Raw genomic sequence first — 13,576 nt, forward strand, 5'->3', positions numbered from 1 at the left:
CTTCGCTTTGCCGCCTTACGAGTTCGTTCATTTATTTCAGCACGACCCACGCCGGCGCGTGATCGCTGGCGCCATCCTCGCCGCGAACCTTCTTGTCCACGCCCGCTTTAGCCAGGCGTGAGACGAGGGCGGGGCTGAGCAGGAGATGATCGAGCCGCAGGCCCGCATCGCGCGACCAGCGGTTTCGCTTGTAATCCCAGAAGGTGTAGATGCGCTTCTCCGGGTGCAGTTCACGGATCGCGTCGCACCAGCCTTGTGCCACCAGCGAGCCGAAGGCCGCGCGGCTCTTCGGCTGGATCAAGGCATCCTTGTCCCACGAGCGCGTCGGATAGATGTCGATCTCCGTCGGCGCGACGTTGTAGTCGCCGGCGAGCACCACGGGCAGGTCCTGCTTGATGAAAGTTTTGGCGTGGCGCTTGAGCCGCGCGAACCAGTCGAGCTTGTACTCGAATTTCGGTCCCGGCTGCGGATTGCCGTTCGGCAGGTAGATGCTGGTGACGATGACACCGCTTACGGCGGCCTCGATGTAGCGGGCTTCGAGATCGGCAGGCTTTCCCGGCAAGCGATCGCGGGTGAGAATGGGCTCGGCATTGCGGGCCAGGATGGCGACGCCGTTCCAGGTCTTCTGTCCACACCACACTGCGCCGTAACCGGCCTTTTCGATGGCGGCCGCCGGAAATTCGCCATCACTTGCCTTCAATTCTTGAAGCGCAACGACATCAGGTTTCGCCGTTCGCATCCATGCCAACAGATTGGGCAGGCGGCGATTGATGTTGTTGATGTTGAATGTCGCAATCTTCATGTAGAGCTGACCGCTTCTTACGTTCCGACACCGGAGATACAATGTCCAAGTTGAACTTTGCCGCCATCGCATTGCTCGTCGCATTCTCCGGAACGGCTTCGGCACAATCCTCCGATCCGCGCGGCGCGTGCAAGGCGGACTACGATAAATTCTGCGCCGGCCTCGCACCGGGCGGCGGCATCGTCGCCTGCCTCAACGGCAAGCGCGATCAGCTCAGCGCGACCTGCAGGACGGCGCTGGACAGCAGGAAGAAGAAGTAAGCGGCCGACAGATCAGCCCGGCAGCGGCGGCGGGTTCGCGGGCTGCTCGATCGACGGCGGAGCGGACGGCTGCTGCTCGGCCGCCTGCGCAGGTGCGGGCTTTGCCAGCGGCTCCACCACATTGCCGCCCTTGTAGATTCGCGCGTAGCGGTGGCCGAGGCTGGTCAGCACCTCATAGCCGATCGTGCCGAAATGATGGGCGAGCTCGTCGATGGTGATGCCCTCGCCAAGCAGTGTCACCATGTGGCCGCGCCGCACCGCGTTCGGCGGCAAGTCCGTGATGTCGATCGCGATCAGGTCCATCGAGACGCGGCCCGCGACGGGGCAGCGCTTGCCGGCGACGATGACCTCGGCGCCGCGGGTGCCGTCATTGGAGCTTGCGGCGCGGAAATAGCCGTCGGCATAACCGACCGCGATGATCGCCAGTTTCGTCGGCCGCCGTGCGGTCCAGGTGCCGCCATAGCCGACGCTTTCGCCGCGCTCGACGCTGCGGATTTGCACGATGCGGGCCTTGAGGTCGACCACCGGCTGCATCGGATTGTCGGCCTCCGGCGTCGGGTTGACGCCGTAGAGCGCGGCGCCCGGCCGCACCATGTCGAACTGGAATGGTGCGCCGAGGAAGACGCCGGAGGAATTGGCGAGCGCGGCCGGCACGCCGGAGAATTCGCTGGCGATGCCGCGGAAGGCCGCGAGTTGCTTGGCGTTCGCTTGGTTGTTGAGCTGCTCGGCCGAGACCAGATGGCTCATCACCAGCGTGATGCCGTGGTCGCCGGCATTGATGCGCGGGATGATGGCGTGCGCTTCCGCAAGCGTTAGGCCAAGCCGGTTCATGCCGGTGTCGATGTGAACAGCCGCGCCACCGGTCCAGCCGGTTCGGCGGCAGAACACGTCCCATTCGGCAAGCTCGTTGAGATCGCCGATCACGGGGCGGCAGTTGATTTGGGCGTAGTGCTCGCCGGTGTTCTGGAAATAGCCACCGAGCACGTAGATCGTAGGCTCCGGCACGGCTGCTCGCACCTTGCGCGCTTCCTCGATGGTGGCGACGAAGAACGTCTTGCAACCGGCCTTGTTCAGGGCACGCGCAACCTGCTCGGCACCGCAGCCATAGGCGTCGGCCTTGATCACCGCCGAGCATTCGGCCGGCACCGCGGTCTTCTCGAGCTTGCGCCAGTTGGCGATGATGGCGTCGAGGTCGACGGTGAGCACGCCGCCGAAGGCAGCGAGCGCGGCAGTTTGATTGGCCTCCGCGGAGAGAAGGCCGGATTGCGGGATCATTTTCGGGTCGGACGCCATTGTCATGACGCCGTTTTACGCAAGAGACCGCTGCGGTTCAACCCAAGGAACCAACAAGGAACCGAACGAGGAGCCTAGTAGTCGCCGCCACCGCGGTCCGGCACCTGACTGTCCGGCGCAAGGTCGCCAAATCGTGTGATCGACGCTTCAAAGGCCAGATCGACGGTGCCGGTCGGACCGTGGCGCTGCTTGCCGATGATGACTTCGGCCTTGCCATGCGCAAGATCCATGTCCAGGCGCCATTTTTCGTGCTCGGGTGTGCCCGGGCGCGGCTCCTTGTTTCCGAGGTAATATTCCTCGCGGTAGACGAACAGAACGACGTCGGCGTCCTGCTCGATCGAGCCGGATTCGCGCAGATCTGAGAGCTGCGGCCGCTTGTCCTCGCGCGACTCCACCTGGCGCGAGAGCTGCGAGAGCGCGATCACGGGCACGCTCAGTTCCTTGGCCAGGGCCTTCAGACTTGTCGTGATCTCGGTGATTTCCTGCACGCGGTTTTCGCTGCGCTTGCCCGAGCCTGACAAGAGCTGGATGTAGTCGATGACGATGAGGTCGAGGCCCTTCTGCCGTTTCAGCCGGCGGGCGCGTGCCATCAGCTGCGAGATCGAGAGGCCGCCGGTCTCGTCGACATAGAAGGGCAGCGATTGCAGCTCGATCGAAACCTCGCGGATATTCTCGAAATCGGCTTCCGAGATGCCGCCGCGGCGGATGTGGGAGGAGGGAATGCCGGTGCGCTCGGCGACGATACGCGTGGCGAGCTGGTCGGCCGACATTTCGCAGGAGAAGAAGCCGATGACGCCGCCATGGGCGGCCTTCGTGGTGCCGTCGGCCTGCAGTTCTGGAACATAGGCCCGGGCGACGTTATAGGCGATGTTGGTTGCAAGCGACGTCTTGCCCATGCCGGGGCGGCCGGCGACGATGATGAGGTCGGAGTGCTGCAAGCCGCCCATCTTGGTATCGAGGTCGCGCAGGCCCGTCGAGATGCCGGACAGCTTTCCGTCGCGCTGGAACGCTTTCGCGGCGAGATCGACCGCGAGCGTTAGCGCCTGCGAGAATTTCTGGAAGCCGCCGTCGTAGCGGCCGGACTCGGCGAGTTCATACAGGCGGCGTTCGGCGTCCTCGATCTGCGCGCGCGGCGCGAAGTCGACCGGGGCGTCATAGGCGACATTGACCATGTCCTCGCCGATCCCGATCAGATCGCGGCGCAATGCCAGGTCGTAGATGGTGCGCCCATAATCCTGCGCATTGATGATGGTGGTCGCTTCGGCGGCGAGCCGCGCCAGATATTGCCCGATGGTCATGCCGCCGACATCGGTGTCGGCGGGCAGGAAGGTCTTCAGCGTGACGGGCGTCGCGATCTTGCCCATCCGGATCAGGCTCGAGGCGGTCTCGAAGATGGTCTGGTGCAGCGGCTCGAAGTAATGCTTCGGCTCCAGGAAGTCAGAGACGCGGTAAAATGCGTCGTTGTTGACCAGGATCGCGCCCAGAAGGCTCTGTTCCGCTTCGATATTATGCGGCGCGCTCCGATAGGCGGGAGTTCCGGAGTCCGGCGCGAGTTTGAGAACGTTCGAATCAGTCAGGGCCATGGTCGAGCGATAGCAATTTTCTGGGGCGGATGCGGGGCCGGGATAAAGCGCCGCCTCAGCGCAAAGCGGAAGCAAAAGCTCGCCGCTATCAACCGATCATTAAAATGGTGGATGATTGGCCGCCGCAGCACGCGCCGCGCTTGACGGATTTTCGCTGAACCAGGTCGCGGCGCAGGAAGCGACCGCGCCACGGAAAACTCCGGATGAGGTGAACCTAATGGGTTGGCGGGCAGACCTATCGAGACGCGCGCGAATGACGCACGCTGGGAGCTTTCGGCTCGGTTCAGACCAGCAGGAGGTAGACCAGTGCAACCAGGGCCGCCCCGACGCCGGTAGCGATCAGGGCGTAATCGGTGCGGAGGTCGTCCTGCACGTCGAATGAGGTTTGGGTCTCTTTGCTCATGGCGACGGTCTAGGCCAGGGCCGGCGGGACTTATGTGAAGCAGATCACATCTCCCCGGATTCTTTCGGGGTATGGCCGGAACAGGCGAGCGGGCGGGGGGTTGTCTCCCGCGATCCGCCACCAGAAACGAGGCAAGCGATGCGGCCAGGACGGCAGCCCCGGAATTGGCGAAGCGAAGCAGGCAGCCGGCTCTGGCTGTCGGGGTTGATCGCGGCCATGGAGCACGCTGAGCGGTCTGAAGTGCGTCGGGAACCGGTCGCCCCCGAAATCCTGAAGGCACTGCGGATACAGTTGGCCTTGACTGCCTCTTTCCGGTCCGCTCCGATTTCGACCCTGCACCACTAGGACTTATTCACCAGCCATCTTCAGCCTCGGCTTGGCGCCGGCTTCGACGGCCAGCAGCCGGGCTTCTTCACGCGCGATGTAGTTGCGTGTCATCGGCACTATGCCCTGACGCCGGGTGAGTTGAATCTGGAAGTTCATCATATCCTGCTTGCGGAACGTCATCTCGCTGGCCGCCAGATAAAATTCCCACATTAGCGCGAAGCGCTCGTCGTACAGCTGTACGGCTTCTTCGCGCCGCGCCATGAAGCGCTCGCGCCATGCTTTCAAGGTTTCGGCGTAATGCAGCCGCAGAATCTCGATGTCGCAGACCAGCAGGCCCGCCCGCTCGATCGCCGGCAGCACCTCCGAGAGAGCGGGGATGTAGCCGCCGGGAAAGATGTATTTGGCGATCCAGGGATTGGTGGAGTCCGGGCCCTGCGAACGGCCGATCGAGTGCAGCAGCATGACGCCGTCTTTGTCCAACAGCTCGGCGCAGCGCCGGAAGTAGGTGTCGTAGAAGCGGGCGCCGACATGCTCCAACATGCCGACTGAGACGATGCGGTCGAACGGGCCGGCGACGTCGCGATAGTCCTGAAGCAGGAATTTGGCCGATCCGGTCAGACCCTTTTCGGCTGCGCGCGCATTGGCAATCTGCAACTGCTCGGTCGACAACGTTATGCCGGTGACGTCAACACCTGCGATCCCGGCGAGATAGAGCCCAAGTCCGCCCCAGCCCGAGCCGATGTCGAGCACGCGCTGGCCGCCCTTGACGAGCAGCTTTGCGGCGATGTGTCGTTTCTTGGCGAGCTGCGCATCGTCGAGGGTGGTCTTCGGCGTCTCGAAATAGGCGCAGCTATATTGCTTGTCGGCGTCGAGGAAGAGCGAATAGAGCCTCGCATCGAGATCGTAGTGGTGTGCGACGTTGCTGCGGGAGCGCGGGCGCGGATTGAACTGCCTCAGGTGCCGCGCCAGGTAGCGAAGGTGCCACCAGGGTTTTGCCCAGTGCGGCAATAGGTCGGGTTGATCGAGCAGGATCGCGAGGGCATCAGCTATGGTGCCGTGCTCGACGACGAACTCGCCGTCCATATAGGCCTCGCCAAGCCCGAGCTCGGGATTGACGAGGATCTTCCGCTCTGCGTCCGCGGTGACGAAGCGGACTGCAACCGGTTCGCCTGAGCCATCACCGACCGTGAACTTCGAACCCTTTGCCGCGGTCACCGTCATCGACCCGCGGCGGATGAATTGAGACAGGAATTGACGCAACAATCGGTCCATCGATACCCATCCTCTCGAGCGAACCCGAAGAGATGCGACTAAGCCGGCATTCACCCTACGCGCGGCCACCGCAGCGGTTCCTATGCGTTTGCATCTAAATCTAGGGGAAGTGTCCCGTCCCGGCTATTGCGCTGTGTTCACGGCCGATATTCAAAAAGCGCTTAATCACATTCTTGCGCGTGGAGCCTGCTTCCATTCGCGGCTCAATCGGATAAAAGGTGACCCGCCGCCGCGCCCCATGCCGGCTGCACCTCTCGGAATTCAATGGAGATGATGGGAATGTCGAGCCGAGCGCTCAGCCTCGCGACGGTATTGCTTTTGATCGGCTTCGGCGCGACCGATGCCGCTCTCGCGCAGGCGACGAACCTCGAGGCCGGTAAGGCCCCATCCCAGCTGTTCACGCAGACCTGCACTGCATGTCACAAGAGCCCGCGCGGCCTGTTGAAGTCCGTGGCGCCGGGTTCGCTGCCGGGCTTCCTGCGTCAGCATTACACGACCAGCTCCGACATGGCCGGCGTGCTTGCTTCCTACCTCGTCTCCAACGGCGCCACCGACACCCGCTATCAGGCCAAGGACGGCAAAGACAAGAAGGACGGCGTCAAGGACAAGGAAGCCAATACCAATCCCGCGCAGCCCCCTGAACATCGGGGCCGCCGCCAACGTTCGCAGGAGTCCGTCAGGCCGGAAGGCGAGGGTGCCGCGCCCGCGGCCGAGGGCGCGCGTCAGAAGCGCGCGGCGCGGCCGGCCGAGGAGGGCGCCAAGGAAGGCGTGAAGCCCGAGGGCCAGGCCGCCCCCGAAGGGCGCAAAGGTAAGCGTCGCGGCAAGCCCGCGATCGAGGAAGCGCCGAAGGTCGACGCCGCGTCGCCGGCGGCAGACGACAAGAAGAATGAGCCGAAGGTCGAATCCAAGCCCGAGACTGCGAAGGATGATTCCGGCGAGTCCAAATCTGAAAGCAGCAAGCCGGCCGAGAAGCCCGCCGAGGCCAGGCCCGAGAGCGCCAAGGTTGAGCCGCGCGGAAGCGATACTCCGGCGCTGCAGCCCGATCCGGTGCCGCAGGTGACACCCGCTGCGAAGCCCGCCGAGCCAGCTGCGCCCAAGCCGGCGGAAGAGGCTGCTCCCAAGCCTGCCGCGAGCTCCGAACTGCCAGCGAAGTCGCAGGAGCCGGCGCCGCCCGCGACCGCTGCCGCCCCACCCGCGGCGCCAGCCGAATCGTCCGGTGCGCCAACGCCACCGATTTCGAGATAAGCGACCCATTTTTTCCGATCGACTTGCGAAGGCCGCACGCATCCGCGGTCCTCGCATCGCGCCGCCAATGGCAGCTTCTTCCACGTCTTCGGCTCGAAGAAGGAGCTGGCCGGTGCACTGTTCCTCGATGTGCTCGGGTACTATCACGCCGCGATACTGGCCGCGCTCGATCCTGTGCCGGACGCCAGGCAGGGGATCGATCGCCTGATCCGGGCGCATCTTGATTGGGTCGTCATCAGCCGCCGCGAGGCGCGCTATCTTTTGGAGATCTCGCGCAGCGAATGGGGCGGGAGCGTTCGCGACGCCCAGCGCGCGCAGAATGCGCGCCTTGCCGAAGGCATCGAGTGCTGGCGCGCACCGCTGGTCACGCGCGGAGAGCTTTTGCCGATGACGCCGGTGATGTTCGTCAGCCAGCTCATCGGTCCGGCGCAGATTCTTTGCCGCGCCTTCCTGTCGGGACGCGACCGCGCCGATCCGCGCGCCGAGACCGATACGTTGATCGCTTGCAATGGCGTCGAGAAGCATACGGCAACGGCGCTCGCCTCGATCGCGATGCTGAGCGAGGACGTCGTCGCGAAAACGAAAAGCCCGGCCGACTGAGGCGGCCGGGCTTCGAAAGCCTGCGCGAACGCGAGGCTTACTTTTCGGTCTCTTCCGCTGCCGGCGCCGGCTCGGCGTCGTCCTGCTGGGCTTCCGGATCGAAGAACTCGCCGGCGGCGGCGATCGCTTCGGCGGCAGCATCCCGGTCTTCGTTGCGGGTCGAGATGTCTTCGCCGCGGTTGATGCGCTCGGCCTCGTCCTGGCTGCGCGCCACAGTGACACTGATCTCGACCTCGACCTCGGGGTGGACGGCAACTTTGATGGTGTGCTTGCCGATGGTCTTGATCGGCGCGTCGAGCTGAACCTGCGGGCGGGACAGCGAAACGCCGTCGGCTTCGAACGCCACGACGATGTCGCGCACGTTGACCGAGCCGAACAGTTGGCCGGCTTCCGAAGCCTGACGGATCACGATGATGTTCTTGCCCTGGATCTTCTCGGCGACCTTGGACGCCTCGCCCTTGGACTCAAGGTTGCGAGCCTCGAGGTCGGCCTTCATGCCGTCGTACTTGGCGCGGTTGTCGGCAGTGGCGCGCAGCGCCTTGCCGCGCTTGAGCAGGAAGTTGCGGCCATAGCCGTCGCGAACCTTCACGACTTCGCCCATGTGACCGAGCTTGTTGACGCGTTCCAGCAAAATGACTTCCATATTCGTTCTCCTTCGAAGTGTTGAGTGGGTTGGATTTTCGGACTTGAACTTAAGGGACCGGCAGCGGCGGTGGCTGGCGCGTACGCAGGAAGCGTTCGCGGAGGCCGAACACGGCATCCGCAAGGCCGAGGATCACCATCGCGATGACGGGCCATCCGAACACGACGACGACGGCGTAGGTCGAGCCGAGCCAGAAAGTGCGGCTCTTCAGCGCCAGCGTCAGCGTATGCAGCACCGCAAAGCCGGTCAGCGCATATCCCATCATTAGCGCCGCCGTGGCGATCTGCGCCACGATCGCAAGCAGTCCGCCGGTGAAGCTGAAGGCAAGCGCGATGCAGAGCGCCACGAGCGTCATCGGCGGCAGCTCCGCCGTCATCAGGTCCGGCCAGGGGCGCCGCAGCCGGCCCGACGTCGCCGTCACCTTGGTGCTGAGCCAGAGATTGAGGGTCAGCGTCATCATCGCGACGATGGTGGCGCCGGCCGGCGCGATCCGCACCAGCGCGTCGACAAATTGGTCGGTCTCGCCGGAGGTCTGCGGGTCGGCGGCGCGGAGGAGGCGCATCAGGCCACGACGCAGCGTGCCGATGATGGTTTCGGCGTCGGTGCCGAGGGTGAGCAGGGCGGCGATCGTGGTCAGCGTGGCGAAGCCCGCGATCCATAGCAGGATGCGGCCGACCGGATACCACTCGAGCGCAGGTTCGGCCGACGGCTCGGCGGCGGCTCCCGGGGCGACGGGTTCCCCCTGCCGGCTGAGCAGGACAAGGTGGCCGAGCCACCAGGCCGGCAGTGCGACGGTGACGGCGAAGGCGATGCCGTAGGGCAGGCCGAACAGGGCGCCGAGACCAAGCGCGGCGGCGATGCCGCCGAGGGTCGCGCAAAGCGGTCCCCAGCCGATCGAGGCGACCATCAGCGGCAGCGGTGCGAGATAGAACAGGACGAGCGAGATCAGCGCGCCCGAGACGATCGAGGCGAACATTACGGCCGACGCAGCGCCGGCGATCAGGGCTATCAGTCCAAAGGCCATCATCAGCTGTCCCGCTCCCTTCGAGCGGTTAGAGGCATCTCGCCCCAACCATCGGCGACCGGACGACCCGGAAGCCTTATGAGAAACTAGGTAATACGGCCGGCGGCGATGTCACCGCCGGCCGAATTCGTCTTAGCGAATGACGTAGGGCAGCAGGCCCAGGAACCGCGCGCGCTTGATGGCGCGGGCGAGCTCACGCTGCTTCTTCGCGGACACCGCGGTGATGCGGCTCGGCACGATCTTGCCGCGCTCGGAGACGTAACGCATCAGCAGCTTGGAGTCCTTGTAGTCGATCTTCGGAGCATTCGCGCCCGTGAACGGGCAGCTCTTGCGACGACGGAAAAACGGGCGGCGTGCACCAGCTTCAGCCATTGTTCTTACTCCCCATCCGTCGTGGTGGTGGTGGTGGTGGCAGTAGTCGTGGTTTCAGCGTCGTCGCGCGGACGGCGCGGACCGCGGTCACCGCGGAAGCCGCCACCTTCACGATCGCCGCCACGGAAACCACCCTCGCGGTCGCCACGGAAGCCACCGCCTTCGCGATCGCCACGGAAGCCGCCGCCACGGTCGTCACGCTCGCGGTCACGGTCGGCCTTGCGCATCATCGCGGACGGACCTTCCTCGAGCTCCTCGACGCGGACGCTGAGATAGCGGATCACGTCTTCGCTGATGCGCTCCTGGCGCTCGATCTCGGCGATCGCCGCGGACGGCGCGTCGATGTTGAGCAGCACGAAGTGCGCCTTGCGATTCTTGTTCATGCGGTAGGTGAGGGAGCGCACGCCCCAATTCTCGGTCTTGACAACCTTGCCGCCGAGACCCTCGACAATGCCGGTCATCTGCGCAGTCAGTTCTTCGACCTGCTGCGTGCTCGCGTCTTGGCGCGCGAGAAAAACATGCTCATAGAGAGCCATGGAAGTCCTTTCCTCATGTTGGCGCATCGCCCGGCGTCAAGCCCTTAAGAGGCCTTCGGAAAGGACTCTGGGATTAAGCTCAGAAGGCGGAAACACGGGACGACGGGCCGACTGGCCCTGCCACACCAAGATCACGAATGATTTGCTGAGACCGTCCGTTCAGCTCCCGGCCGGGGTCTGCGGATGCGCGCCTTATACGGATTTTGGCTGACTTGGCAAGGTTGAGGGCGGCATTTTCGGCGCGGATGGTCCCGATGCGGGCGGCCTGACCCACCGCAGAGTAACATGCCGGCTTGATTTATTTGTTTGTATGTCATACAAATAAATCAACGGAGCGGACCCCAATGGCAGAAAACTTGTCCCAGGAGCCGTTTGAGGCGGCTGGCGACCCCAAGCACGCCGCCCGCGCTACGCGCTCGGCCGGCCGCAGAATGCGCTCGCTGCTGCTGGATGCCGCGAGCCCGCTATTTCGGGAGCGGGGGCTATCGGGCACGGCAATCACCGACATCGCAGCCGCCGCGAACGCGTTCCCGAGCCAGATCACTTACTATTTCCGCACCAAAGAGGCGCTGTTCGTCGAATGCGCCTGCCGCGAGCTGCTGTATCTGGCGCGGGCGACCGAGCGGGCGGCGCTGCAGGCGCGCACGGCACGGGACTACACCCATGCGCTGGCCGAGACCGTGACGGCAAACGATTCGGTGGCCTTCTTCGCCGAGGCGCTGACGCTGACGCGGCGGCGCCAGGATCTCGCACCGCTGGTGGAGCGCACCATCGAGCGCCTGCACAGCGAAGGCGCGCGGGCCTATGCAAGCCAGGTTGAGCGGCACGGCTGGCGCTCCCTGCGCGCGCCCGACGAAAGCTCGCGGCGATTCTGGGCCGTCGCCATCGGCGTCATTCTCGAAGGCTACGCCATGGGCCGTTCGCCCGAGGCTCTGTGCGCCGAGATGCTGCGCGTGCTCGGCGAGCAGGCGAAATCCACGGGCGACACGGCGCGCCTTCGTCTCGTCGACGAGCGGGACGCATCAAGCAATTCGAATGAGGAGGGTTAGGCCATGACCGCGCTTCGCATGCGTGCCCGCGATTTCCTGACCGACGATCAACTCGCCGACGTGCGCCAGCGCGTGACCTGGAAAGGCGTCGCGCTGATCGCGCACGCCTGGGCGCTCATCATCGCCGCAATCGCCTTGGTCGCGTGGTGGCCCAATCCGATCACCTATATCTTCGCCGTCGCCATCATCGGCTCGCGCCAACTCGGGCTCGCGATCCTCATGCATGACGGCGCACATGGCTGCCTGTCCGCCGACGAGAAAGCCAATCTGACCCTGAGCCAGTGGTTCTGCGCCTATCCTCTGTTCGCAGAGACGCGTAGCTACCGGCGCTATCACCTTCAGCATCATGCGCGTACCCAGCAGGAGGATGATCCTGACCTCGTGCTGTCGGCGCCGTTTCCGATCACGAAGCTGAGCTATCGCCGCAAGTTCATTCGCGACATCACCGGACAGACCGGCTTCCAACAGCGCAAGGCGCAACTGCTCAACGCGCTCGGGCCGAAGGACTGGCCGTTGCGGCAGCGCGCAGCGCATTTTTGGGAGAAGCTCGGCCCGCAATGCCTCGTCAATGGCGCGATGTTCGCAGCGCTCACCGTGGCCGGCGTGTGGTGGGCCTATCCGCTGCTATGGCTGGTGCCGCTCGTAAGCTGGATGATGGTCATCACCCGCATCCGCAATATCGCCGAGCACGCGGTCGTGCCTGACAGCAGCGATCCCTTGCGCAACACCCGCACCACCTACGCCAATTTTCTCGAGCGCCTGTTCATCGCGCCGTACTACGTGAACTATCATCTCGAACATCATCTCTTGTTCTACGTGCCCTGCTACAATCTGCCGAAGGTTCATCGCCTGCTGAGCGAAAGCCGGCACGCGGGCCGCATGGAGGTGCAACCGAGTTACGCCGCGGTACTGCGGCTTGCGACCGCGAAGCCGAACCGCGACGACCGGCCGGGTCAACTGGTGAACAGCGCGCGCCGCGCGCAGGCGGGGTCGGAGGTCGACGCCAACCAGACCGCCGGCGGATTCTAGGGACCCGCATCTCCGGTTGAATGCCGGCCGATGCTCCCCCTGGCTTGACATTCCGGCCTCGGACAGTGTCTACGGCCCCCTTTGGGGCATGATCGGGAACCAAGGCTCGGGCCGGACGTAGTCGGCTGCCGGTTCTCGAAGACAACTGCTCGAGCGATCCAGGGGAGCGCCGATGACGGCAGCATTCACATTTCCGGGGCAGGGTTCCCAGGCGGTCGGTATGGGCAAGGCTCTGGCTGACGCCTTTCCGGTGGCACGCGCCGTGTTCGACGAGGTCGATGCCGCGCTGGGAGAGAAGCTGACGGCAATCATCTGGGATGGTCCGGCCGAAACCCTCCAGCTCACCCAAAACGCCCAGCCGGCCCTGATGGCTGTGTCCATCGCCACTCTGCGCGTGCTGGAGGTCGAAGCCGGGTTTTCCGTGGGGCGGGATGCTGCCTTCGTCGCCGGCCATTCCCTCGGTGAATATTCAGCGCTCGCTGCGGCCGGCAGCCTGACGATTTCCGACACCGCGCGGCTGCTTCGCACCCGCGGTCTCGCAATGCAAAAAGCCGTGCCGGTTGGCGCCGGCGCGATGGCCGCTCTGCTTGGCCTCGACTACGAGGCCGCCCTGGAGGTCGCCAAGGAGGCGGCGCAGGGGCAGGTCTGCCAGGCTGCGAACGACAATGGCGGCGGACAAGTGGTCGTCTCCGGCGACAAGGCCGCGGTCGATCGCGCCGTCGAGATCGCCAAAACCAAGGGCGCCAAGCGCGCGATGTTGCTGCCAGTGTCGGCGCCGTTCCATTGCACGCTGATGCAGCCGGCTGCGGAGGCGATGGCGGCGGCGCTGGCCACGGTCACGATCAAGGCGCCGGCGGCGGCGCTGGTGTCGAACGTGCTGGCGAGCGCGATTACCGACCCTGATGAGATCCGACGCCGCCTTGTCGAGCAGGTCACCGGCACCGTGCGCTGGCGCGAGTCGGTTGCCTATATGGCAGGGCAGGGCGTCAACTGTTTCTTCGAGATCGGCGCCGGCAAGGTGCTGACCGGCCTCGTCAAGCGTATTGCTGACGGTGCGGTCGGCGTTGCGGTCAGCGGGCCCAACGACATTGCTGCCGCCAGGGATGCATTGGCCGCTTCGAAGCAGGCCTGAAGCGCG

General features: G+C 64.8%; 13 protein-coding genes and 1 pseudogene. 6 read left to right on the forward strand and 8 right to left on the reverse strand.

Annotated features, from left to right (window positions below):
• Positions 1-31: 31 nt before the first annotated feature.
• The gene (locus IVA74_RS17310) at positions 32-802 is read right to left on the reverse strand and encodes an exodeoxyribonuclease III (RefSeq protein ID WP_247346275.1); all 771 of its coding nucleotides are present in this window, start codon (positions 800-802) and stop codon (positions 32-34) included.
• 41 nt (positions 803-843) lie between these two features.
• Here IVA74_RS17310 and IVA74_RS17315 point away from each other — a divergent pair, with 41 nt between their 5' ends.
• The gene (locus IVA74_RS17315) at positions 844-1,062 is read left to right on the forward strand and encodes a cysteine rich repeat-containing protein (RefSeq protein ID WP_247346278.1); all 219 of its coding nucleotides are present in this window, start codon (positions 844-846) and stop codon (positions 1,060-1,062) included.
• A 12-nt stretch (positions 1,063-1,074) separates the two neighbouring features.
• Here the strand turns inward: IVA74_RS17315 and alr are convergent, their stop codons facing one another.
• The 3 genes from alr to IVA74_RS17330 all read right to left on the reverse strand — a co-directional run bounded on the left by alr (position 1,075) and on the right by IVA74_RS17330 (position 5,940).
• A complete protein-coding gene (alr, locus tag IVA74_RS17320; protein WP_247346782.1) occupies positions 1,075-2,355 on the reverse strand; it encodes an alanine racemase in 1,281 nt (426 codons plus the stop codon).
• A gap of 74 nt (positions 2,356-2,429) precedes the next feature.
• Complete coding sequence (locus IVA74_RS17325) at positions 2,430-3,938, reverse strand: replicative DNA helicase (protein ID WP_247346280.1); 1,509 nt, start codon at positions 3,936-3,938, stop codon at positions 2,430-2,432.
• 751 nt (positions 3,939-4,689) lie between these two features.
• Entirely contained in the window at positions 4,690-5,940 is a 1,251-nt protein-coding gene (locus IVA74_RS17330; RefSeq protein ID WP_247346282.1) for a cyclopropane-fatty-acyl-phospholipid synthase family protein, read from the reverse strand.
• A 279-nt stretch (positions 5,941-6,219) separates the two neighbouring features.
• On the opposite strand from IVA74_RS17330, the gene IVA74_RS17335 reads away from it, so the two are divergent.
• Both IVA74_RS17335 and IVA74_RS17340 read left to right on the forward strand, forming a co-directional pair.
• Positions 6,220-7,185 carry a hypothetical protein gene (locus tag IVA74_RS17335; protein ID WP_247346285.1) on the forward strand — a complete coding sequence of 322 codons (966 nt, stop codon included), beginning with the start codon at positions 6,220-6,222 and terminating at the stop codon, positions 7,183-7,185.
• A 57-nt stretch (positions 7,186-7,242) separates the two neighbouring features.
• Positions 7,243-7,785 (forward strand): annotated as a pseudogene (locus tag IVA74_RS17340) (TetR/AcrR family transcriptional regulator); the annotation flags it as partial.
• Positions 7,786-7,822: 37 nt separating this feature from the next.
• Here the strand turns inward: IVA74_RS17340 and rplI are convergent.
• The 4 genes from rplI to rpsF form a co-directional block, all read right to left on the reverse strand.
• Complete coding sequence (gene rplI / locus IVA74_RS17345; RefSeq protein WP_247346287.1) at positions 7,823-8,428, reverse strand: 50S ribosomal protein L9; 606 nt, start codon at positions 8,426-8,428, stop codon at positions 7,823-7,825.
• Between the two features lie 49 nt (positions 8,429-8,477).
• Positions 8,478-9,455 carry a DUF2232 domain-containing protein gene (locus tag IVA74_RS17350; protein WP_247346290.1) on the reverse strand — a complete coding sequence of 326 codons (978 nt, stop codon included), beginning with the start codon at positions 9,453-9,455 and terminating at the stop codon, positions 8,478-8,480.
• 129 nt (positions 9,456-9,584) lie between these two features.
• The gene (rpsR, locus tag IVA74_RS17355) at positions 9,585-9,824 is read right to left on the reverse strand and encodes a 30S ribosomal protein S18 (protein ID WP_007592020.1); all 240 of its coding nucleotides are present in this window, start codon (positions 9,822-9,824) and stop codon (positions 9,585-9,587) included.
• 5 nt (positions 9,825-9,829) lie between these two features.
• Positions 9,830-10,360, reverse strand: coding sequence for a 30S ribosomal protein S6 (gene rpsF, locus IVA74_RS17360; protein WP_247346293.1), 531 nt, complete (start codon positions 10,358-10,360; stop codon positions 9,830-9,832).
• 344 nt (positions 10,361-10,704) lie between these two features.
• Between rpsF and IVA74_RS17365 the strand changes: the two genes are divergently transcribed.
• The 3 genes from IVA74_RS17365 (at position 10,705) to fabD (ending at position 13,570) form a co-directional block, all read left to right on the forward strand.
• Positions 10,705-11,409 carry a TetR/AcrR family transcriptional regulator C-terminal domain-containing protein gene (locus IVA74_RS17365; RefSeq protein WP_247346295.1) on the forward strand — a complete coding sequence of 235 codons (705 nt, stop codon included), beginning with the start codon at positions 10,705-10,707 and terminating at the stop codon, positions 11,407-11,409.
• Between the two features lie 3 nt (positions 11,410-11,412).
• Positions 11,413-12,438, forward strand: a complete 1,026-nt coding sequence (locus tag IVA74_RS17370; RefSeq protein ID WP_247346297.1) for a fatty acid desaturase family protein — start codon at positions 11,413-11,415, stop codon at positions 12,436-12,438.
• A gap of 172 nt (positions 12,439-12,610) precedes the next feature.
• On the forward strand, positions 12,611-13,570 hold the full coding sequence (gene fabD, locus IVA74_RS17375) for an ACP S-malonyltransferase (RefSeq protein ID WP_247346300.1): 960 nt from the start codon (positions 12,611-12,613) through the stop codon (positions 13,568-13,570).
• The last annotated feature ends 6 nt before the right edge of the window (positions 13,571-13,576 follow it).

The sequence above is a fragment of the Bradyrhizobium sp. 132 genome (assembly GCF_023074185.1).
GTDB lineage: Bacteria > Pseudomonadota > Alphaproteobacteria > Rhizobiales > Xanthobacteraceae > Bradyrhizobium.

Excerpts from the sequence above, each read along its gene's own strand:
- IVA74_RS17310 (WP_247346275.1), bottom strand. The coding sequence starts at position 802 with ATGAAGATTGCGACATTCAACATCAACAACATCAATCGCCGCCTGCCC.
- IVA74_RS17315 (WP_247346278.1), top strand. The coding sequence starts at position 844 with ATGTCCAAGTTGAACTTTGCCGCCATCGCATTGCTCGTCGCATTCTCC.
- alr (WP_247346782.1), bottom strand. The coding sequence starts at position 2,355 with ATGGCGTCCGACCCGAAAATGATCCCGCAATCCGGCCTTCTCTCCGCG.
- IVA74_RS17325 (WP_247346280.1), bottom strand. The coding sequence starts at position 3,938 with ATGGCCCTGACTGATTCGAACGTTCTCAAACTCGCGCCGGACTCCGGA.
- IVA74_RS17330 (WP_247346282.1), bottom strand. The coding sequence starts at position 5,940 with ATGGACCGATTGTTGCGTCAATTCCTGTCTCAATTCATCCGCCGCGGG.
- IVA74_RS17335 (WP_247346285.1), top strand. The coding sequence starts at position 6,220 with ATGTCGAGCCGAGCGCTCAGCCTCGCGACGGTATTGCTTTTGATCGGC.
- rplI (WP_247346287.1), bottom strand. The coding sequence starts at position 8,428 with ATGGAAGTCATTTTGCTGGAACGCGTCAACAAGCTCGGTCACATGGGC.
- IVA74_RS17350 (WP_247346290.1), bottom strand. The coding sequence starts at position 9,455 with ATGATGGCCTTTGGACTGATAGCCCTGATCGCCGGCGCTGCGTCGGCC.
- rpsR (WP_007592020.1), bottom strand. The coding sequence starts at position 9,824 with ATGGCTGAAGCTGGTGCACGCCGCCCGTTTTTCCGTCGTCGCAAGAGC.
- rpsF (WP_247346293.1), bottom strand. The coding sequence starts at position 10,360 with ATGGCTCTCTATGAGCATGTTTTTCTCGCGCGCCAAGACGCGAGCACG.
- IVA74_RS17365 (WP_247346295.1), top strand. The coding sequence starts at position 10,705 with ATGGCAGAAAACTTGTCCCAGGAGCCGTTTGAGGCGGCTGGCGACCCC.
- IVA74_RS17370 (WP_247346297.1), top strand. The coding sequence starts at position 11,413 with ATGACCGCGCTTCGCATGCGTGCCCGCGATTTCCTGACCGACGATCAA.
- fabD (WP_247346300.1), top strand. The coding sequence starts at position 12,611 with ATGACGGCAGCATTCACATTTCCGGGGCAGGGTTCCCAGGCGGTCGGT.